The sequence below is a fragment of the Ruegeria sp. CRTD044 genome (assembly GCF_059613485.1).
In genome coordinates, this window is sequence record NZ_JBXWSP010000003.1 from 43,794 (window position 1) to 63,150 (window position 19,357).

Annotated in this window: 19 protein-coding genes; 8 read left to right on the top strand and 11 right to left on the bottom strand. The window is 61.6% G+C overall.

Annotated elements, in window-relative coordinates; all coding sequences use genetic code 11:
- The first annotated feature begins 163 nt into the window (after positions 1–163).
- A complete protein-coding gene (locus AC2FNL_RS01180; protein ID WP_170360241.1) occupies positions 164–724 on the top strand; it encodes a L,D-transpeptidase in 561 nt (186 codons plus the stop codon).
- Here the strand turns inward: AC2FNL_RS01180 and AC2FNL_RS01185 are convergent.
- Genes AC2FNL_RS01185 through AC2FNL_RS01195 form a run of 3 tightly spaced genes read right to left on the bottom strand, consistent with a single transcriptional unit; the run spans position 711 to position 1,992 of the window.
- On the bottom strand, positions 711–998 hold the full coding sequence (locus tag AC2FNL_RS01185; protein ID WP_496831830.1) for an SOS response-associated peptidase family protein: 288 nt from the start codon (positions 996–998) through the stop codon (positions 711–713). The genes AC2FNL_RS01180 and AC2FNL_RS01185 overlap by 14 nt on opposite strands.
- Entirely contained in the window at positions 895–1,347 is a 453-nt protein-coding gene (locus tag AC2FNL_RS01190) for an SOS response-associated peptidase family protein (RefSeq protein ID WP_496831832.1), read from the bottom strand. Before AC2FNL_RS01190 ends, AC2FNL_RS01185 begins: the two co-directional genes overlap by 104 nt.
- A 3-nt stretch (positions 1,348–1,350) precedes the next feature.
- Positions 1,351–1,992, bottom strand: a complete 642-nt coding sequence (locus AC2FNL_RS01195) for an arylesterase (protein WP_496831834.1) — start codon at positions 1,990–1,992, stop codon at positions 1,351–1,353.
- A gap of 49 nt (positions 1,993–2,041) precedes the next feature.
- Here AC2FNL_RS01195 and AC2FNL_RS01200 point away from each other — a divergent pair, with 49 nt between their 5' ends.
- A complete protein-coding gene (locus AC2FNL_RS01200) occupies positions 2,042–2,737 on the top strand; it encodes an ABC transporter ATP-binding protein (RefSeq protein WP_170343269.1) in 696 nt (231 codons plus the stop codon).
- Positions 2,734–5,259 carry an ABC transporter permease gene (locus AC2FNL_RS01205; protein ID WP_496831836.1) on the top strand — a complete coding sequence of 842 codons (2,526 nt, stop codon included), beginning with the start codon at positions 2,734–2,736 and terminating at the stop codon, positions 5,257–5,259. Before AC2FNL_RS01200 ends, AC2FNL_RS01205 begins: the two co-directional genes overlap by 4 nt.
- A 2-nt stretch (positions 5,260–5,261) precedes the next feature.
- Here the strand turns inward: AC2FNL_RS01205 and AC2FNL_RS01210 are convergent, their stop codons facing one another.
- Positions 5,262–5,708: an RrF2 family transcriptional regulator gene (locus AC2FNL_RS01210; protein ID WP_093963764.1), complete on the bottom strand. Its 447-nt coding sequence runs from the start codon at positions 5,706–5,708 to the stop codon at positions 5,262–5,264.
- 97 nt (positions 5,709–5,805) lie between these two features.
- Here AC2FNL_RS01210 and AC2FNL_RS01215 point away from each other — a divergent pair, with 97 nt between their 5' ends.
- Positions 5,806–6,375 carry a gamma-glutamylcyclotransferase family protein gene (locus AC2FNL_RS01215; protein ID WP_496831839.1) on the top strand — a complete coding sequence of 190 codons (570 nt, stop codon included), beginning with the start codon at positions 5,806–5,808 and terminating at the stop codon, positions 6,373–6,375.
- Positions 6,376–6,446: 71 nt separating this feature from the next.
- On the opposite strand, the gene gltX is transcribed toward AC2FNL_RS01215, so the two are convergent.
- A complete protein-coding gene (gene gltX, locus AC2FNL_RS01220; protein ID WP_496831841.1) occupies positions 6,447–7,772 on the bottom strand; it encodes a glutamate--tRNA ligase in 1,326 nt (441 codons plus the stop codon).
- A 74-nt stretch (positions 7,773–7,846) separates the two neighbouring features.
- Positions 7,847–8,281, bottom strand: coding sequence for a DUF1801 domain-containing protein (locus AC2FNL_RS01225; RefSeq protein WP_496831843.1), 435 nt, complete (start codon positions 8,279–8,281; stop codon positions 7,847–7,849).
- A gap of 115 nt (positions 8,282–8,396) precedes the next feature.
- Between AC2FNL_RS01225 and AC2FNL_RS01230 the strand changes: the two genes are divergently transcribed.
- On the top strand, positions 8,397–9,329 hold the full coding sequence (locus AC2FNL_RS01230) for an MBL fold metallo-hydrolase (RefSeq protein ID WP_496831845.1): 933 nt from the start codon (positions 8,397–8,399) through the stop codon (positions 9,327–9,329).
- Here AC2FNL_RS01230 and AC2FNL_RS01235 read toward each other — a convergent pair whose 3' ends face one another.
- The 3 genes from AC2FNL_RS01235 to AC2FNL_RS01245 all read right to left on the bottom strand — a co-directional run bounded on the left by AC2FNL_RS01235 (position 9,330) and on the right by AC2FNL_RS01245 (position 13,039).
- The gene (locus AC2FNL_RS01235; RefSeq protein ID WP_496831847.1) at positions 9,330–10,661 is read right to left on the bottom strand and encodes an NAD(P)/FAD-dependent oxidoreductase; all 1,332 of its coding nucleotides are present in this window, start codon (positions 10,659–10,661) and stop codon (positions 9,330–9,332) included.
- 144 nt (positions 10,662–10,805) lie between these two features.
- On the bottom strand, positions 10,806–11,081 hold the full coding sequence (locus tag AC2FNL_RS01240; RefSeq protein ID WP_496831849.1) for a hypothetical protein: 276 nt from the start codon (positions 11,079–11,081) through the stop codon (positions 10,806–10,808).
- 299 nt (positions 11,082–11,380) lie between these two features.
- A complete protein-coding gene (locus AC2FNL_RS01245) occupies positions 11,381–13,039 on the bottom strand; it encodes an NAD+ synthase (protein WP_496831851.1) in 1,659 nt (552 codons plus the stop codon).
- 156 nt (positions 13,040–13,195) lie between these two features.
- On the opposite strand from AC2FNL_RS01245, the gene AC2FNL_RS01250 reads away from it, so the two are divergent.
- A complete protein-coding gene (locus AC2FNL_RS01250) occupies positions 13,196–14,668 on the top strand; it encodes an MORN repeat-containing protein (protein WP_496831853.1) in 1,473 nt (490 codons plus the stop codon).
- Between the two features lie 4 nt (positions 14,669–14,672).
- Here AC2FNL_RS01250 and AC2FNL_RS01255 read toward each other — a convergent pair whose 3' ends face one another.
- Entirely contained in the window at positions 14,673–15,338 is a 666-nt protein-coding gene (locus AC2FNL_RS01255) for an SDR family NAD(P)-dependent oxidoreductase (RefSeq protein WP_496831855.1), read from the bottom strand.
- 286 nt (positions 15,339–15,624) lie between these two features.
- On the opposite strand from AC2FNL_RS01255, the gene AC2FNL_RS01260 reads away from it, so the two are divergent.
- On the top strand, positions 15,625–17,196 hold the full coding sequence (locus AC2FNL_RS01260; protein WP_170589600.1) for a 2-isopropylmalate synthase: 1,572 nt from the start codon (positions 15,625–15,627) through the stop codon (positions 17,194–17,196).
- Positions 17,197–17,364: 168 nt separating this feature from the next.
- Here the strand turns inward: AC2FNL_RS01260 and AC2FNL_RS01265 are convergent, their stop codons facing one another.
- Positions 17,365–18,150 (bottom strand): 23S rRNA (adenine(2030)-N(6))-methyltransferase RlmJ, encoded by a 786-nt coding sequence (locus tag AC2FNL_RS01265; RefSeq protein WP_496831857.1) that lies wholly within the window; start codon positions 18,148–18,150, stop codon positions 17,365–17,367.
- A gap of 156 nt (positions 18,151–18,306) precedes the next feature.
- Here AC2FNL_RS01265 and AC2FNL_RS01270 point away from each other — a divergent pair, with 156 nt between their 5' ends.
- Positions 18,307–19,353 carry a rod shape-determining protein gene (locus AC2FNL_RS01270; protein ID WP_093963423.1) on the top strand — a complete coding sequence of 349 codons (1,047 nt, stop codon included), beginning with the start codon at positions 18,307–18,309 and terminating at the stop codon, positions 19,351–19,353.
- The last annotated feature ends 4 nt before the right edge of the window (positions 19,354–19,357 follow it).

Sequence of the window (19,357 nt, forward strand, 5' to 3'; positions counted from 1 at the left end):
CGTCGCCCCCATTTTTTTGCGCGGTTTCCGATCGCGCTTTCCAGCCCAGGTGGGGCAGGAAAACCACATCTCTTTCCGGTGAAACTCGCGCGGGAATTGACCGGATCGGCTATTCTGAACAGACTGCTACCCTGTTTTCTTTGTTGATTAGCCGAGTATTGCCATGTTCTCACGCCGCAATTTTCTGATCTCTGCCGCCGCTATCAGTGCCGTGCCTGGCACGGCCCACGCGAAGAAGAAGCCGGTCGAGTACGACCCGACTCCGCAAATCGTTCGGATCAAGAAGCAGTTTTTGCCCGGGCAATTGTTGGTCGCGCCACGTTCGTTCTACCTGTATTTCGTGACCGAGCCCCGCAAAGCCATCCGTTACGGCTGTGGCGTCGGCAAGGCCGGGCTGGAGTTTACCGGAACTGCGACGATCGACGTGAAAAAGGAATGGCCCACCTGGCGCCCGACCGAAGAGATGATCGAGCGGGACCCCGTTGCCTATGCCAAATTCAAGGACAATGACTATGTCCAGCCCGGTGGAGGAGACAACCCGCTTGGCGCCCGTGCCCTGTATCTGTTTCAGAATGGCGTCGACACGTATTTCCGCATCCATGGAACGACCCAGCCGCAGACCATCGGACGAGCCGTGTCGAACGGGTGCATCAGAATGCTGAATGAGCACGTGATCGACCTGTACAACCGCGTCCCGATCGGAACGGTCGTCACCGTCGTCTAACACAGCGGTCAAGGCCCCGACCAATCCACCCTTTGGCTTTTTCAATCTTCAGCCGTCCGTTTGGCCACGGTACACAAAGGCTTGCTGCTTGCTTGTCTGATCCGTTCAGCCAGGTCCGGACGTCTTCGGGCCGCAACAGGACACCCATACGGTGGTGGATCGGCCGCAGATTATCGTTCGGTTCGCAGGTCACTGCGGCGAACTGATCGACATGCTGACCACCGGGTGCAGTCCACCTGTCCGTAATCGCGGCAAACAACAGGGGGGTTTCCATCGGCGGTTTCAATCCGCCACACGGTTTTGTGACGCTTTTCGCCGGTCCACTCGTACCAGCCATCAACCGGAACAACCGCGCGACCGACACCTTGAAAAGCAGATTTGTCAAAAACCGTTTCCGACCGCGCATTGATGATCGTTTCCATGACCGGTCGCCCCCGGGCATTGACGCGCCCTACGGGAATCATGCCCCACCGCATGCGCCTCGTGCCTTCAGCGGTCAGAACGATCACTTCCTGACCGGGCTGTATGTTCTGGCGCGGCTGTTCATCCGGCCAAACAGTTTCTCGACCCAGGAATTCGGAAATCTGGGAAAACGGCCGCGTCAGAAAGAACCGCCCGGGCACGGTTTACTGCCGCTGTTTTGCGGCGGCGATCAGATCAAGGACGGCGGGTCCCAGATCATCCACGATCAGCGCAACGCCGCGCGCATTGGGGTGGATCCCGTCTGGTTGCATGTAAGTCTGCACGGCTCCGGGGTCGCCACCCGCCTGCAACCCGGAAAAAAAGCTGGGGGCGTAAAGTGTGCCGAACTGGGTGGCCAGATCCGGATACATCGCATCAAACGCCTGTTTGTAGTCCACGCCATAATTGCCCGGGGCCTGCATGCCGATCAGCAGAACCGGAACCTTGGCTATTCGCGCCTCTGTCAGAATTTTTTCCAGATTCGACTTCGAGACCGCCGGGTCGATCCCACGAAGAACGTCGTTTCCGCCCAGCGCCACGATCATCCCGTCCACCTCTGGTGTCAGGGTCCAACCCACACGCGCTGCCCCGCCAGCCGTGGTGTCTCCGGAAACACCGGCGTTGATTATCTTCACCTCGACGCCTTGCGCATCCAGCCACTGGGTTAGTTGAGGGACGAACCCGTCTTCCTCAACAAGGCCGTAGCCTTGAGTCAGCGAGTCTCCGAGAGCGGCCAGGACCACCGGCTCGGCTGTGGCAGCAATGCCGCAGAGCGACAACAGCCCCGCCGCCAGAGCCTTGCGCAAGTTCCTGACCGCTCCATATCCCAAATGATTGCCCCTTTCGGAAAGACTAATGACTGAACCCGTTCTGACACTCCAAAATGCCGCTTTGTCGCTGGATGGCAATGCCGGACCCGTCGAAATCTTGCGGGACATCAATCTGACCGTGAAAGAGGGAGAGACGCTGGGCCTCGTCGGTCCGTCAGGTTCGGGCAAATCCTCGCTGTTGATGCTGATGGGCGGACTAGAGCAGACGACCGCGGGTCGCATCACTGCATTGGGACAAGACCTGACTTCGATGAGTGAGGATGCGCTTGCCCGGTTTCGGCGCGACGCGATGGGAGTCGTTTTCCAGAATTTCCATCTGATCCCGACCATGACGGCGCTTGAAAACGTTGCCACCCCGCTGGAACTGGCCGGTCACCGCGATGCCTTCGATCGGGCCGAGGCCGAATTGGCGGCGGTGGGGCTTTCGCATCGGCGCGATCACTACCCGGCGCAACTGTCGGGCGGCGAACAACAGCGGGTCGCGCTGGCCCGCGCTTCGGCCCCGCGGCCTCGGATCCTGTTGGCGGACGAACCGACCGGCAATCTGGATGAGGCGAATGGCGCGGCTATCGTTGATTTGCTGTTCGGCCTGCGTGACCGGCACGGGGCAACGCTGGTTCTGGTCACACACAGCCACTCGCTGGCCCGAAGATGCGACCGGGTTGTTCGATTGCGCGACGGTCGCATCACCGAAGAGGCCAGCCAAGAGGCAGCGGAATGAGCTTGCGTCTGGCGACGCGCCTGGCCCGACGTGAACTCAGGGGCGGCTTACGCGGTTTTCGGGTTTTTCTGGCCTGCCTGACCCTAGGGGTTGCCGCCATCGCTGCAGTTGGATCGGTGCGGCAAGCAATCATGACCGGCCTTGCGCAAGAGGGGGCGGTCTTGCTGGGCGGCGATGCCCAGATCGAGCTGACCTATCGCTTCGCGAACGAAGCAGAAACCGCGTGGATGGAGCAAAACGCCGATCGCGTGTCCGAAGTCGTCGATTTCCGCTCGATGGCCGTGACCCGCAGCGACGCACCGCAACGCGGACTTACCCAGGTCAAGGCCATCGATGAGGCCTATCCTCTGATCGGTGCCGTCCGGTTGAACCCCGAAATCTCGCTGTCCGATGCGTTGGACGGAAATGCCACCCTTCCCGGGGCAGTGATGGACCCGGTTCTGATCGAGCGTCTGGGGCTGGACATCGGCGACAGTTTTGCACTGGGCACGCAGGACTTTGTGTTGTCCGCCGCCCTGATATCCGAACCCGACGCGGCCGGAGATGGGTTCACCTTGGGGCCGCGCACATTGGTTCGCACAGCCGATCTGAAGGACTCGGGCCTATTGCAGCCCGGCACGCTGTTTTCCACCAAATACCGTATGGACCTGCCGGTCGGGGCCGACCTCGCAGAACTCTCGGAACAAGCAGAGAGCGTTCTGCAAGGCTCTGGGCTGCGCTGGACCGATGCGCGCAACGGCGCACCCGGAATTGCCGAATTCGTCTCGCGCCTCGGCGCGTTCCTGGTGTTGGTGGGCCTCTCGGGTCTGGCTGTGGGCGGCATCGGCGTGTCCGCGGCCGTACGCGCCTATCTCGCTCGAAAGACCGAAACCATCGCCACACTGCGCACCTTGGGCGCAGACCGCGCCACGATCTTTCAGACCTATCTGATCCAGATCGGCGTCCTTTCGGTTGTCGGGATCGCCGCTGGTGTAGCCCTTGGCGGGCTGGCCCCGATTCTCCTGGCACCCCTGATTGAAAACCGGCTTCCCGTACCGGCCGTTTTTTCTGTCTACCCGCAACCGCTGTTCGAGGCGGCACTGTATGGCCTGCTGACCGCCTTGCTGTTCACTCTGTGGCCCCTTGCCCGGGCAGAGGACGTCCGGGCAGCGACCCTGTTCCGCGATGCGCTGAGCAGTGCCCGCAGGTTGCCCCGCGCCGCTTACCTGTTGGCGACGGGCCTGGCTCTGGCGACACTGATCGCCACCGCAGCTTGGTTCAGCGGCTCCCCGTGGCTGACCCTCTGGACCGGAGGGGGATTTGTCGGCGCATTGGTGCTGTTGGCGCTGTCGGCCCATGGCATCCGCTATGTCGCAAAAAGGGCCGCAACACGCGCCCGAGGTCGCCCGGCATTGCGTTGGGCACTTGCCGCAATTTCCGACCCCCGCGAAGGCGCCGCATCGGTGGTCCTGTCTCTGGGATTGGGGCTGTCGGTTCTGGCTGCGGTCGGACAGATCGACGGCACTCTGCGCAATGCGATATCCGGGAACCTGCCGGACGTAGCGCCGTCGTACTTTTTCGTGGACATCCAAAAAGACCAGATGCCCGGCTTCAGCAGCCGGCTTGAAAACGACCCCGGTGTCACACGTGTAGAAAGCGCACCAATGCTGCGCGGAATCATCTCGCAGATCAACGGCCAGCCGGCACATCGGGTTGCAGGCGATCATTGGGTCTTGGAAGGCGATCGCGGCGTGACCTATTCGGACAACGCGCCACAAAACGCCCGCATCACCGCCGGGGAATGGTGGCCAGAGGACTATTCAGGCCCACCTCAGATCAGCTTTGCCGCGGAAGAGGCCGAGGAAATGGGTCTCAATCTTGGTGACGAGCTGACGGTGAATATTCTCGGGCGTGATATCACCGCGACCATAACATCGCTGCGCGAGGTGGACTTCTCGAACGCGGGCATGGGATTTATCATGTCGATGAACCCGTCGGCACTGGCCGGCGCCCCTCATAGTTTCATTGCAACGGTCTACGCCGAGGAAGAGGCCGAGGCAGCCATCCTTCAAGACCTGGCGACCCAGTTCCCCAACATCACCGCGATCCGGGTTCGGGACGCGATCGACCGTGTCTCGGGCCTGCTTGCCGGTTTGGCCTCGGCCACCTCCTACGGCGCCGGCGTGTCTTTGCTGACCGGTTTTCTGGTCCTGATCGGCGCTGCGGCCGCGGGAGAGCCCGCACGTCGCTACGAGGCCGCAATCCTCAAGACGATCGGCGCAGATCGCCGACGGATACTTCTCAGCTTTGGCTTGCGCTCGGCGCTTCTGGGTGCGGCCGCGGGCTGCGTGGCGCTGCTGGCCGGCATCCTTGGCGGCTGGGCTGTGGCGACATTCATTTTCGATACCAGCTTTGCGGTGATATGGCCTTCGGCATTGGGTATCGTCGCTGCTGGGCTGGCCGTCACGCTGTTGGCGGGGTTGTTCTTCGCCCTCCGCCCCCTATCCGTCAGCCCGGCCCGCGTTCTGCGGGCCAGCGACTGAATTCAACGCGCGCAGGTAACGGGTTGCAGAATTTTCAGCAGCGGATCGTTGTCGCAAACCAAAGCATCCAGCGATATTTCATCCAGCGACGCAAAGAAGACCTCGGCCGCGTCCTGCAGCGCCAGACGCAGGCGGCAGGCATCGGTCAACGGGCAGGTGTTGTCGGCATCCGCAAAACACTCGGCGATCGGCAAACTGCCCTCGACATGGCGAAAGACGGATCCGATCCGGATCTGGTCCGCCGGCCGACCCAGCGTCATGCCACCGTTGCGACCGCGCTGCGTACTCAGATACCCCAGCTGACCCAGCTGGTTGATGACTTGCGCCAGATGGTTTTCCGAAATGTTGCAGACATCCGCAATCTCGGATTTCGTGACGAGCCGGTCCGGATGTGCAGCGCAATACATCAGCAGCCGTACGGCGATATTTGTTCGTTTGGTGATCCGCATCAGATCCTCCCCCCGAATTTCAAGATGCAACCTTATTGCACAGGCCGCAAAAAAACGGTTTGACATACATCAATCGTCAAGAAGGACAGCACGCGAAATGGCAGAGCCCTATTTCTTTGGCTATGGCAGCCTCGTAAACCTTGCCACGCATGACTTTCCCGACCCGCGACCGGCGCGACTCAAGGGCTGGCGCCGGGCGTGGCGGCATACCGATCTGCGCCCGGTCGCCTTCTTGACTGCGGTGCCGGATCCCGACTGCGAGATCGACGGCATGATCGCACATGTCCCCAAAAACGACTGGGCGGCACTGGATGAACGGGAGTGGGCCTATGATCGGATCCCCGCCACCCACGCCATAACTCATCCTCTGAAGACAGAGGTCGAGATTGCGGTCTATGCTGTTCCGGAACAGCACCGCAAGAACCCGACGCACAGCCATCCGGTTTTGCTCAGCTATGTAGACGTCGTGGTGCAGGGGTATTTGCGCGCCTTCGGCTTGCCGGGTGTCGAGCGTTTCTTCGCCACGACCGACGGGTGGGACGCGCCGATCCTGAATGACCGGCACGAGCCGCGTTATCCGCGCCACCAACAGCTTCACCCCGACGAAACAGCCTTGGTCGATGAGCACCTGTCCCGGGTCTCGGCCCGGATCGTTCAAACCGCGTGAGAAAGGTGGGCGCCTGCAGCACCCGCCTCTGGTTCTTGTTCAGATCAAAGGCGACACCGCCGAGGGGTGTCTTATTTTCGCGCCCGCACGACCTGCAGCAACGGCAGAAAGGTCGCCATCTCGGGGCCACGCTCCATCCCGGTCAGCGCCTTGCGCAGGGGCATGAACAGGCCCTTGCCCTTGCGGCCGGTCGCCTCTTTCACGGCCGCCGTCCACTTGCCCCAGGTCTCGCCGTCAAACGGCCCCTCGGGCAGCAGTTCCATCGCCTGCGCAACGAATTCGCGGTCTTCCTCGTCGATCAGCGGCTCGGCCCCGTCGCGACACAGCTCCCACCAGCCTTTCAGGTCGTTCAGCGTGGTGATGTTCTCGCGCGCCATCATCCAGAACGGTTCGGCCAGTTCATCGGGCACACCGGCCGCGGCCACCGCGTCGGCAACCTTCTCCAGCGGCAGCGTCTGCAGATACCGGGCCGTCAGCGGGAACAGGTCCTGCACATCAAACTTGGTCGGCGCCGACCCAAACCGGGTGACGTCGAAACCTTCAATCAACTCGGCCATGTCGCTGCGCAGTTCCACCGGGTCGGACGAGCCCAACCGCGCCATTAGGCTCAGCAGCGCCATCGGCTGCACACCCTGCTCGCGCAGATCGCGCAGCGCCAGCGTGCCAAGGCGCTTGGACAACGCCTCACCTTGCGGGCCGGTCAGCAACGAGTGATGGGCAAAACGCGGGACAGTTCCGCCCAGCGCCTTGATGATCTGGATCTGGGTCGCCGTGTTGGTCACGTGGTCAGCGCCGCGCACCACGTCGGTCACGCCCATCTCGGTGTCGTCCACGACCGAGGCCAGCGTGTACAACACCTGCCCGTCGCCGCGGATCAGCACCGGATCCGATACCGATGCCGCGTCGATCGACACGTCACCCAGAATGCCGTCCGTCCACTCGATGCGCTCATGATCCAGTTTGAACCGCCACACGCCATTGCCGCGTTCGGCCCGCAGCGCCTCTATTTCCGCCTCCGACAGGTTCAGGGCGGCGCGGTCATAAACCGGCGGCTTTCCCATGTTCAGCTGCTTCTTGCGCTTGAGGTCCAGCTCGGTCGGGGTTTCAAAGGCTTCGTAGAACCGGCCGATCTCGCGCAGCTTGTCGGCGGCTTCCGCATAGCGGTCCAGCCGGTCCGACTGCCGTTCGACCCGATCCCAGTGCAGGCCCAGCCACTCGAGATCCTGCTTGATCGCGTCGACATATTCTTCCTTCGACCGCTCGGGGTCGGTGTCGTCGATGCGCAGGATGAACGTGCCGCCGGCCTTGCGGGCGATCAGATAGTTCATCAGCGCGGTGCGCAGGTTGCCCACATGAATATAACCGGTGGGCGAAGGGGCGAAACGGGTGGTTGTCATGGATGTCTCCTGTTGGCGCGGCTCATGTCACATGAGCGCGTTTTTGTCCAGAAGGCGGTGCGAATGCTTGCCGTTTACTCGGACTTGATCGGCCAACGTGATGACAGGTCATCCAACCCTGCGCGGATCAATTCGGCCAACACGTCCCCGTCAATGTCCGACAGCTTGTTCACGTACAGACATGACTTGCCGGTCTTGTGCTTGCCCAGGCGCGCCAGAATACTGCCGAAATCGGAGTAGCCCGGCATGATATAGATCGAAAACGCGGCCTTGCGTGGGGAAAACCCGGTGGCAAGAAACGTGCCTTCCCGCCCGGACTTGTAGCGGTAGTCATACCGCCCGTATCCAACGATGGATGGCCCCCACATGACTGGCCGAAACCCGGTGACGGTTTCAAACAGGGTATTCAGCCTCTGCGCCTCCGCAGCGCGCGCGGCCGGCAGGATCGCCGCCAAAAATTCCTGGACGCTTTGATCCGTCGGAACGGTTTTGTTTCCTGAGCGGGACATGAACAAGATTTAACATGCGATCGGCCAGCGCGCAGCCCATATGGTAGAGTGGAAAGTGGCAATTATCCGAAAGCGTTCTAATTCGTCGCACGTAATCTGACAGGGAGACTTTGAAATGACCATGAAACTGACCCGCCGGGCCGCTTTGAGCACGGCCGCTGCGTTACCTTTTGCATCTATCGCGACACAGTCACTGGCTGCCGGGGCCGAAACCAAGGCCAACTCGACCGTCGCCCGCAGCTTTCAACTGGGCGATTTCACGGTCACGACCCTGCTGGATGGCAGCCTGCCGCGAGACGGCGCCCAAGAGATTTTCGGCGGTGGCGCGTCAGACGAGGAGTTTGCCAAGGTATCGGCCGACAATTTCATCTCACCCGACATTGCCCAGTTCTTCTTCACGCCAACGCTCGTCAATACCGGATCCGAACTTATCCTGTTTGACACGGGATTGGGCCAAGGCGGTATCCAGAAGGCTCTGGCCGATGCGGGCGTTGGTCCCGAGGCGATCAACGTTGTCGTCCTGACCCACATGCACCCCGACCACATTGGCGGCATGACGACCAACGATGCTGCGACCTTTCCGAACGCACGCTATGTGACCGCCGCGGCCGAGTATGATTTCTGGTCAGCACAGGAGGCCGGCAACCGCGTCGGCGACCTTGTGGCAGCCAAGGTCACCCCGATGGCTGAAAAGATGTCGTTCATCGAGGACGGTGGCGAGGTCGCATCCGGCGTGACCGCCATGGCGGCCTTCGGGCATACGCCTGGCCATATGGTCTATCATCTAGAAAGCAACGGTCAGCGGCTGATCCTGACCGCCGATCTTGCCAATCACTATGTCTGGTCCTTCGCGCATCCGGAATGGGAAGTCCGGTTTGACATGGACAAGGCGGCGGCCACCGCATCGCGTCGGAACGTGTTGGGTATGCTGGCCGCGGACAAGGTCCCGATGATCGGGTACCACATGCCTTTCCCGGCCGCCGGCTATGTCGAGCCGCGCGGCGAAGGCTTCCGCTTTGTACCTGTCAGCTATCAGATGATGGGCTGATCAATACCCCGGGTCCGGCCGTACTTTCGTACCGTCCGAAAACCGCGACAGTCGAAAGGCGGCCGGGTCCACACAAGGCGCTGTGTTCGTCACCAGATCGGCCACCAAGCGGCCGGCACCAGGGCCTATGCCAAATCCATGTCCAGAAAATCCGGTTGCAATCACCAGTCCCGGGATTTCCTGCACGTTCGAGATGACCGGGATTGCATCCGGGGTCACATCGATCATCCCGGCCCAGCTCTGCACGATCTCGGCGCCAACCAGTGCCGGAAGCGCCTGACGGGCCATGGCCCATGACTTGCGGAGCGCCTTTTTCGACGGATCGGGGTCCAGTATCCGACAGAGTTCGAACGGGGTTACGTCGGTGGGCGCCCATGACCGGCGCTGACGCGCCTCAATGGTCCAGCGGTTCGACAGGCGGATTCTGAGCGATTTCCATTCCTGCGCGAATGCCGGCAGGAATTTCGCGGCCAACCGAAAACTGTCAGGCACAATATCCACCGTGTTTTCATGGCCCGAGGCGATCGTGTACCCGCCGTCGGCGCGTTTGCGAATGGCAAAATCATCCGACCACAGAGCTGTTTCCGGACCCGGTTCCACAGGCGAGGTCCGCAGAACCGTGTTCAGCACCTTCAGCTGTGGCAGGGCAATTCCTTCGTTACCGGCAAACAACCGCGACCAAGCCCCCCCGGCCAGAACCACTTGATCGCAAGCGACCCGCCCCCGTTCCGTATAAACCCCGGCAACACGACCAGCTTGCAGGTCGAGGCAGCGTACCGCGCAATTCGTCATAATGACCGCGCCTTGGTCGCGCGCCGCCTCGGCCAACGCCGGAGCAACCCATTGCGGCTCGGCCCGTCCGTCCTGCGGCGTGAAAAGCGCGGCCTTCAGCTTGGTCTTGAGGCCGGGCATGTGCTGTTCCAACTCGGATCCGGAAACCATGCGCGCTCCGGTCTGGTAGCCTTCGAGGTTTCGCAACCAGCGTTCCATATCAGCTGCGGACCGGTCGGTCCGCGCACCGAACAGAATGCCGGATTGCACATAGCCGGTTTTGCGCCCGATCCGCTCATCAAGTGATTGCCAGATCCTAAGCGACTCGGTCATCAAATGTATTTCGCGCGGGTCGCGCAGCCCCAGGCGGACCCAGCCCCAGTTCCTTGAACTCTGTTCGGCGCCAATCTGGCCCTTTTCACACAAGAGGACGAAATTGCCACGTTCCGCCAGTTCCAGCGCGGTTGAGACACCGATAATCCCTCCGCCGACGATCACAACGTCAACGGATCTGGGCAGGCAAAGATCGGATTCAACAGGGTTGGGCTTGGGGCCGGGCATCAACGGAACTTGCTAGTCAGACACGAGCTTCATCGAGCCTTGGCAAACGTCATCCGGCAATCCTGAATAACAGAAAAAGCATCACTTTGTTCGGCTGTGTGGCGTCGATGCAAACGCCACAATGGAACCAGACCGGCACGCGGTTCAGGCCGCGCCCGAGAACTCGGCCCATTTCTGACGCAACAAAGCTGCGACACCCGAGTTTTGGGTCTCTGTCTCGGTCTCGTCGGGTTGAAGCTCGGGCAATTCCGGGTGTTTGGCTGAGAACTCCTCGGACGGTTCCTCGCTCTCTGCATCAGCCTCGGCCAACACACCGGCGATTGCCGCTTCCAGACGCGCCTCATCCAATTCGCGCGCCGGCGTCTCCATTGTCTTGTACCTCAACGGCGCATGCAGCGGTTTGTCATATCCATCAACCATCGGACCACCTAAACCTTATAACCGGCACCCCACCACGGATGCGTCACCAGAAAACTTGGTCTTCAACTGCGCTTCGGCCGACAGATCAATGCCCGGCCCCCGCGCGCCGATCTTTCAAAATATGTGGCAAGATCGGCCCTAAACTATGGCAAAAAAATGTCCAAAAAACAAGGGCGCGGCCAAGTGCTGTCATCGATACCGCCCCACCTGCAGAACAGTCAGGGTGAAGTCCCCTCATTGCTGCCGATTTGCAAACAAACACCCGGACCCGGACAAAGGCCGCTCAGCCGTAGTTTCCGTCAACTCGGATCGCGCCAGCGATTCACGATCGGATAGCGCCGGTCCAACCAGAAGGCCCGAGGTGTCAGGCGCGTGCCCGGCGCGGACTGAAAGCGTTTGTATTCGCTGATATAGATCAGGTGCTCGACCCGGCGGGCATCAGCCTCGTCGTACCCGGCTGCAACACAATCCGCGATCGAGCCATCCTGATCAACCAGGATGTCGAGAATACCGTCCAGGACCGGGTAATCGGGAAGGCTGTCGCTGTCTTTCTGATCCTCGCGCAGCTCGGCACTGGGTGGTTTGTTGATGACCGAGGGGCGAATGACCTCGCCGGCAGGTCCTTTCATCCAGTCGCGGTGGTTGGCATTGCGCCAGCGGCAGGTTTCGAACACCCGGGTCTTGTACAGATCCTTGATCGGATTGTAGCCGCCATTCATGTCGCCATAGATCGTGGCATAGCCGACCGCCACTTCGGATTTATTGCCGGTGGTCAGCAGCATCTCGCCAAACTTGTTGGACATCGCCATCAACAGCAGACCGCGTAGACGGGACTGGATGTTCTCCTCGGTAATGTCGGCCTGAAGACCGTCAAACAGCGGCGCCAGGGTCTCGGTGACGGCGGCGCGGGACTGGCTGATCGGAACATAGTCGTATCGCACACCCAGCGCCTTGGCGACGGCTTCGGCATCCTCCAGCGACTCGGCGCTGGTGTATTCCGACGGCAGCATCACACAACGCACATTGTCTGCTCCGAGAGCGTCAACCGCGATGGCGGCAACAAGCGCGGAATCAATCCCTCCGGACAGTCCCAGCAGTGCTTTGGAAAATCCGGTCTTGCCCATATAGTCGCGCAGCGCCTGCACCATGGCGCGATAGTCCTGCTCCCACGCGTGCGGCTGCTCGGCGATTTCGGCGGGGACGATAGCCCATCCTTCATCACCGCGCCGCAGATCGATTTGCATCACCGCCTCGTCGAAGACCGGCATTCGAAAGGCCAGTTCGCCGCCGGGATTCAGGCCAAATGTCCCACCATCGAAAACCTGATCGTCCTGCCCGCCCACCATGTTGAGGTAGATCACCGGCAGCCCGGTTTCGACCACACGGGCCACCATCTGGTTCAGGCGCACATCGTGCTTGTCGCGGAAATAGGGTGATCCGTTGGGGATCAGAAGAAACTCGGCGCCCGTCTCCTGCAGCGTCTCGGCGACATCCTCGTGCCAGCCATCCTCGCAGATCGGGCTGCCGATGCGGGTGTTGCCCACCGCATAGGGGCCACCCAACGGCCCGGCGTCGAACAACCGAACCTCGTCGAACACAGTCTCGTTGGGCAAATGGTGTTTCAACACCTTGCTGACGATCCGCCCCCGGCTGAGGATCAGATAGGCGTTGTAGAGGTTGCCACCCTCGACCCAGGGCCCGCCGATGGCCATCGCCGGACCATCCGCGCAGGATTCCGCCAACTGCTGCACGGCCGCCATGGCAGCCTTGTGAAACGGCGGCTTCAGAACCAGGTCCTGAGTGTTGTAGCCGGTGATGAACATCTCGGGCAGAGCCACCAGATCGGCCCCCGCAGCGCGGCCCTGCTCCCATGCGGAACGGGCTTTTGCGGCGTTGCCTGCAATGTCGCCCACCGTCGGGTTCAGCTGCGCCAGCGTGATGCGGAAATGGTCGGCCATCTTTGCCCTCTTGCCCTCGTCACCTGAAAAGGCATTTAGCAGATCAGGCCGCAAGTGAAAGGCCAATGCGGCAAAACCCGTTGCCCGACCTTCATCAGTGTCATAGTTTTGCACGAACCAATGCACCACGGGACAATCGGGCAGGCAGGGACCACCATGAACGCTTTTCGTACAACGATTGCCGTTGCCGCAATGGGCATCGCCGCACAGAGCGCGTCCGCGCAGCAGGGCCAGATCATCACCTCCGATGACGACGTGGGCGGAGTCTACGAAGGCACCTTTGAAAACGGGCTGCGTCACGGAACCGGCACCTATCGCCTGCCAGACGGCTTTGAATACACCGGCGAGTGGGTCGAAGGAGAAATTCAGGGCAAGGGCGTGGCACGTTACGCCAATGGATCGGTCTACGAGGGCGATTTCGTCAAAGGTCGCCCGCACGGCAAGGGTAAGATCACCTTTGCCGACGGCGGCACCTATGAGGGCGACTGGACCGACGGCGCGATAAACGGAACCGGCATCGCGCAATACGCAAACGGAATGCGCTACGAAGGTGGCTTCAAGAACGCCCAGCATGACGGCAAAGGCGTCATGACCGACCCCGGCGGCTATGTCTATGATGGCGACTGGGTGGACGGCGTTCGCCAGGGCAAGGCCAAGATCACCTATGCGGACGGCGCCGTTTACGAAGGCGACATCGTTGCTGGCCAGCGTCAGGGCAACGGATCGCTGACCTTGCCCGACGGCATGATCTATTCCGGCGAATGGACCGAGGACCGGATCACCGGAACCGGCGTACTGAAACAGGCCAACGGTGACGTTTACGAAGGCGCCTTGGTGGACGGGCGCCGGCAAGGCAAGGGAAAGGCAACCTACGCGAACGGCGATACCTACGAAGGCGATTTCGTCGACGACCGCCGACACGGCAAGGGTACGTTCACTGGCACCGACGGCTATGTCTACACCGGAGACTGGAAAAACGGTCAGATCGAAGGGTTGGGCGAACTGACCTATCCCGACGGCTCGGTCTATGTCGGTGACTTCAAGGCGGACCTCGCCGATGGCAAAGGCCGGATCACCTATCCCGACGGCTCGTCCTATGACGGCGACTGGGTTGCGGGGGTGATCGAAGGTCAGGGCACCGCGACCTACACGAATGGCACGATCTACAAAGGGCAGTTCAAGAATGCCCGAACGCATGGCACCGGCTTTCTGACCCGGGCCGACGGCTCTCGCTACGATGGCGAGTGGGTAGACGGCGTGCGTCAAGGCAAGGGTACCGCCACCTACGCGGATGGGACGGTCTATACCGGTGATTTCCAGAACGGTCAGCGCCATGGCCAGGGCGAGGTCGTGATGGCAAATGGCTTCAAGTATTCCGGCCAGTGGACCGAGGGCAAAATCACCGGCTCAGGTGTCGCGACATATGCAAATGGCGATGTCTATGAAGGCAACTTCGTGAACGGCAAACGTCAGGGCTCTGGAACAATGCGCTATGCCAATGGCGAAGAGGAAAGCGGCACCTGGGAAAACGGCGCTCTGTCGGAAGCAGGCGCGGCGCAACCATCGGGCAACGAGCCGCAGACGCCGGAGGCCGAACAGGACCCGGAAGTCACCCCATCGGACGGATAGCCCGCTACCAGGGAACCGGTTGACCGGCCCAGTCGAAAAACTGGCCGGTCTGATCAGCCGTCAGACCATCCACAACCCGCAGAAGGTTTTGGGCGGCGTCACTCGGCTCGACCGAGGGATGGCGGCCCAGGTATTTCTGCGTGAACGGGGTCTTGACCGTTCCGGGGTGCAGGGCGACGCAGATCGCATCCTTGTGGGTTCGGGCCAGTTCTATTGCGGCCGTGTGCACGATCTGGTTCACCGCCGCCTTGGCCGCGCGATAGCTGACCCAACCGCCCAGACGATTGTCCCCGATCGAACCCACACGCGCAGACAGCACGGCAAAAACCGACCGCCCGTTGCGCGGCAACAGGCGATGCGCGTGTTTCAGCACCAGGGCCGGTCCCACCGCGTTCAGGGCGAATTGATCCATCATGGCCTTGGCCGAAACCGCCCGAATTGTCTTTTCCGGTTCCGCCCCGTCGATCTCGAGCGCGCCGGACGCGACCAGAACAAGGTCGAACGGTCCTTCGATCCGGCCCAGCATCTCATCGGCCAGTTCCGGCTGCATCAGATCCAGCCCGTTCCCCGACCGCGACGGACCAACCACGTGAACCGACCGCGACAGCAGTTCATTGCAGACGGCCCGGCCGATCCCGCCGCTCGCACCTATGACCAATGCGTTTCTCATCGCCCTCCAGCTAGCGGAGTTGCCCACGCAATCAATCCCCGTTTCCAATCCTTTCGCGAAATCGGACGGCCGCGCATTTTCCTTCTTTTCATTCCCGGTTCGGGGTGTATAACCTCGGACCCATGATCAACCGCGCAGATATCCCTTTTGCTTTCGCCGCGTCCGCCGGCGCTGCTCTGCGTGGCCTACTGATCCTAATCCGCCTCTGAGCGTGCCATCCGGCGCGCCCGCTCAGAGGAGGACGCCTGCGCGCCAATGGCTTTAGGACAGACAAGAAAGTGACCCCATGACCAACGTGACCGACCAAGACCGCGTCTTGATCTTCGACACCACTTTGCGCGACGGCGAGCAAAGCCCCGGCGCAACCATGACCCATGACGAAAAGCTGGAAATCGCCGAGCTTCTGGATGACATGGGCGTCGACATCATCGAGGCCGGCTTTCCGATCGCCTCCGAGGGTGATTTCAAGGCCGTATCGGAAATCGCGCAGCGATCCAAGAACGCCCGCATCTGCGGCCTGGCCCGTGCGAATTTTGCTGATATCGACCGCTGCTGGGAGGCGGTGAAACACGCCGAAAAGAACCGGATCCACACTTTCATCGGCACCTCTCCGCTGCACCGGGCCATTCCGAACCTGACGCAGGACGAGATGGCCGAAAAGATCCACGAGACCGTCAGCCACGCCCGCAATCTGTGCGAAGATGTGCAATGGTCGCCGATGGATGCGACCCGGACCGAATGGGACTATCTGTGCCGCGTGATCGAGATTGCGATCAAGGCCGGCGCGACCACGATCAACATACCCGATACGGTAGGCTACACCGCCCCGATTGAAAGCGCGGACCTGATCAAACGACTGATCGAAACCGTTCCGGGCGCAGACGAAGTGATTTTCGCCACCCATTGCCACAACGACCTTGGCATGGCGACTGCCAACTCACTGGCCGCCGTTGCAGGCGGGGCCCGGCAGATCGAATGCACGATCAACGGCCTGGGCGAACGCGCGGGCAATACCGCGCTGGAAGAGGTCGTGATGGCCCTGCGCACCCGCAATGACATCATGCCGTGGAAAACGGGCATCGACACCACCAAGATCATGCACATCTCGCGTCGGGTGGCGACGGTTTCGGGCTTTCCGGTGCAGTTCAACAAGGCGATCGTCGGCAAGAACGCCTTCGCGCATGAAAGCGGCATCCATCAGGATGGCATGCTGAAGAACCGCGAGAATTTCGAGATCATGCGCCCCGAGGATATCGGCCTTTCAGGCACCTCGCTTCCGTTGGGCAAGCATTCCGGCCGGGCCGCGCTCCGCGACAAGCTGGAAACGCTGGGCTACGAGATCGGAGACAACCAGCTCAAGGACATCTTCGTGCGGTTCAAGGATCTGGCCGACCGCAAGAAAGAGGTGTTCGACGACGACCTGATCGCGTTGATGAGTGCAGATGATGAGGCTAACGACCACCTGCAACTGGTCTCGATGAAAGTCACCTGCGGCACCGGCGGTCAGGCCGAAGCGACGGTCGAACTGGAGGTCGACGGCAGGGATGTGATCGCCACCGAGCACGGCGACGGACCGGTCGACGCCACCTTCAAAGCGATCCGGGCCATCTACCCGAACAAGGCGCATCTGCAGCTGTACCAGGTGCATGCCGTGACCGAAGGCACCGACGCACAGGCCACGGTTTCTGTCCGCCTGGAGGAAGACGGCATGATTGCCACGGGCCAATCCGCGAACACGGATACCGTGGTGGCGTCGGCCAAGGCCTATATCAGCGCGCTGAACCGTCTGATCATGCGCCGCGAAAAGGCCGGCCCCGGCGCGGATGCGCGCGAGATCAGCTACAAGGATCTGACCTGATCAGACATGGCAGGCAAGGCTCCCGCGCCCGCGGCAGCCCGGCTTCGCCGCGCAGCCTGATGGACTTGGGCCCGGCACCGCGCCAAGGCGCGGTGCCGGGCCCAACACGTTTAGCGGCATCTTTGATGCTGTCAGACGGGGCGGGAGGCCTTCGCCCCTGAAGCACCGTCAGATCTTTGCGAACAGGTCGGAAAGGCGCGCCGCCTCGTCTTCGATCCCGAAGGGTGCGTTGACCACGAACATGCCCGAACCGATCATCCGATGACCCTCACGCGCAGGCGGAAACCGAACTTCGTGCACAAACGTTTTGGGCAGGTCCAAGCCCTTCAGTGCCGACACCATCGAAACGTGCCGATCGTCCGTCAGGATCGGGTACCACAGGGCAATGAGACCCACGTTCCACTTGCGGTGCAACTTGGCGATCAGCCCCGGCAGGCGGCCATAATCCGCCTTTACCTCGTAGCTGGGGTCAATCAGCATCATCCCGCGCCGAGGTGTGGGCGGCAGGACAGACTGGGCGAGTTCGAACCCGTCCTGCCTGTAGGTCCTCGCCCCACGCCCGGTCAGCGCTTTTTTCAACGCCGCGTATTCCTGCGGATGAAGCTCGGCGAAATGCAGACTGTCCTGCGGACGCAGCAGGCTTGCCGCAATCAGCGGCGAGCCCGGGTAGGCCGTTTCGCCAAACTCCGCCTGCACCGAGCGCAACGCGCGTGCCAGCGGGTGACCGTCGGCAAACCACCCGTTGCGCAGCGCCTGGCCGATCCCCGCCGCTGCCTCTCCGGTCTGCACGGCCTCGGCCGCATCGAGGTGGTACAGACCACGCCCCGAATGGGTCTCGAGATAGCTGATCGGCTTGTCCTTGCGGGTCATGTAGTCCAGCATCCATGCCAGCAAAGCGTGCTTTTGCACGTCCGCCAGATTTCCCGCGTGGTAAATGTGTTGATATGAGAGCATGTTGCCTTCTAAAGTCCCTGTCAAAGAGGCGGAAAGGTGCTGATTTACGCGGAATCAGGCCTTTAACCGGGCGTCATGGCACCCTATAAGTCATCCGTCCCGGAACCGTCGAGTCGCGGGCAGTAGAAAACATCTGACAGACAGGATCAGGGGAATATGGGCATCTTTGACAGTTTGGGCGGCCTGTTCACAGCGGATATGGCCATCGACCTCGGGACGGCCAACACGCTGGTCTATGTCAAGGGGCGCGGCGTGATCCTGTCGGAGCCCTCGGTTGTCGCCTACCATGTCAAAGACGGGGTCAAGAAGGTTCTGGCTGTGGGCGAGGATGCCAAGCTGATGCTGGGCCGTACCCCTGGCTCGATCGAGGCCATCCGCCCCATGCGCGAGGGCGTGATCGCCGATTTCGACACCGCGGAGGAAATGATCAAGCACTTCATCCGCAAGGTGCACAAGCGCTCGACCTTCTCGAAGCCCAAGATCATCGTCTGCGTACCGCATGGCGCAACGCCGGTTGAGAAACGCGCGATCCGTCAGTCGGTTCTGTCGGCGGGCGCGCGTCGCGCGGGTCTGATCGCCGAGCCGATCGCCGCCGCCATCGGCGCTGGGATGCCCATCACCGATCCCACCGGCAACATGGTCGTGGATATCGGCGGCGGCACCACCGAAGTGGCCGTTCTGTCGCTGGGCGACATCGTCTATGCCCGCTCGGTCCGCGTGGGTGGCGATCGCATGGACGAGGCGATCATCTCGTACCTGCGCCGTCAGCAAAACCTGCTGGTCGGGGAATCCACCGCCGAGCGGATCAAGACCACGATCGGTACCGCCCGGATGCCCGATGACGGGCGCGGGCAGTCAATGCACATCCGCGGACGCGACCTGCTGAACGGTGTTCCCAAAGAAATCGAGATCAGCCAGGCCCAGGTGGCCGAGGCTCTGTCGGAACCCGTCCAGCAGATCTGCGAGGCGGTGATGACCGCACTGGAAACCACCCCGCCGGATCTGGCCGCGGACATTGTGGACCGGGGGGTGATGCTGACCGGTGGCGGCGCGCTGCTGGGTGATCTGGACCTGGCCCTGCGCGAACAGACTGGATTGGCCGTGTCGATTGCCGACGAAAGCCTGAATTGTGTGGCTTTGGGCACTGGCAAGGCACTGGAATACGAAAAACAGCTGCGCCACGCGATTGACTACGAAAGCTAAGGCG

Coding starts and splice junctions, on each gene's coding strand:
- AC2FNL_RS01180 (WP_170360241.1), top strand. CDS start 164: ATGTTCTCACGCCGCAATTTTCTGATCTCTGCCGCCGCTATCAGTGCC.
- AC2FNL_RS01185 (WP_496831830.1), bottom strand. CDS start 998: ATGGAAACCCCCCTGTTGTTTGCCGCGATTACGGACAGGTGGACTGCA.
- AC2FNL_RS01200 (WP_170343269.1), top strand. CDS start 2,042: ATGACTGAACCCGTTCTGACACTCCAAAATGCCGCTTTGTCGCTGGAT.
- AC2FNL_RS01205 (WP_496831836.1), top strand. CDS start 2,734: ATGAGCTTGCGTCTGGCGACGCGCCTGGCCCGACGTGAACTCAGGGGC.
- AC2FNL_RS01210 (WP_093963764.1), bottom strand. CDS start 5,708: ATGCGGATCACCAAACGAACAAATATCGCCGTACGGCTGCTGATGTAT.
- AC2FNL_RS01215 (WP_496831839.1), top strand. CDS start 5,806: ATGGCAGAGCCCTATTTCTTTGGCTATGGCAGCCTCGTAAACCTTGCC.
- gltX (WP_496831841.1), bottom strand. CDS start 7,772: ATGACAACCACCCGTTTCGCCCCTTCGCCCACCGGTTATATTCATGTG.
- AC2FNL_RS01225 (WP_496831843.1), bottom strand. CDS start 8,281: ATGTCCCGCTCAGGAAACAAAACCGTTCCGACGGATCAAAGCGTCCAG.
- AC2FNL_RS01230 (WP_496831845.1), top strand. CDS start 8,397: ATGACCATGAAACTGACCCGCCGGGCCGCTTTGAGCACGGCCGCTGCG.
- AC2FNL_RS01235 (WP_496831847.1), bottom strand. CDS start 10,661: ATGCCCGGCCCCAAGCCCAACCCTGTTGAATCCGATCTTTGCCTGCCC.
- AC2FNL_RS01240 (WP_496831849.1), bottom strand. CDS start 11,081: ATGGTTGATGGATATGACAAACCGCTGCATGCGCCGTTGAGGTACAAG.
- AC2FNL_RS01245 (WP_496831851.1), bottom strand. CDS start 13,039: ATGGCCGACCATTTCCGCATCACGCTGGCGCAGCTGAACCCGACGGTG.
- AC2FNL_RS01250 (WP_496831853.1), top strand. CDS start 13,196: ATGAACGCTTTTCGTACAACGATTGCCGTTGCCGCAATGGGCATCGCC.
- AC2FNL_RS01255 (WP_496831855.1), bottom strand. CDS start 15,338: ATGAGAAACGCATTGGTCATAGGTGCGAGCGGCGGGATCGGCCGGGCC.
- AC2FNL_RS01260 (WP_170589600.1), top strand. CDS start 15,625: ATGACCAACGTGACCGACCAAGACCGCGTCTTGATCTTCGACACCACT.
- AC2FNL_RS01265 (WP_496831857.1), bottom strand. CDS start 18,150: ATGCTCTCATATCAACACATTTACCACGCGGGAAATCTGGCGGACGTG.
- AC2FNL_RS01270 (WP_093963423.1), top strand. CDS start 18,307: ATGGGCATCTTTGACAGTTTGGGCGGCCTGTTCACAGCGGATATGGCC.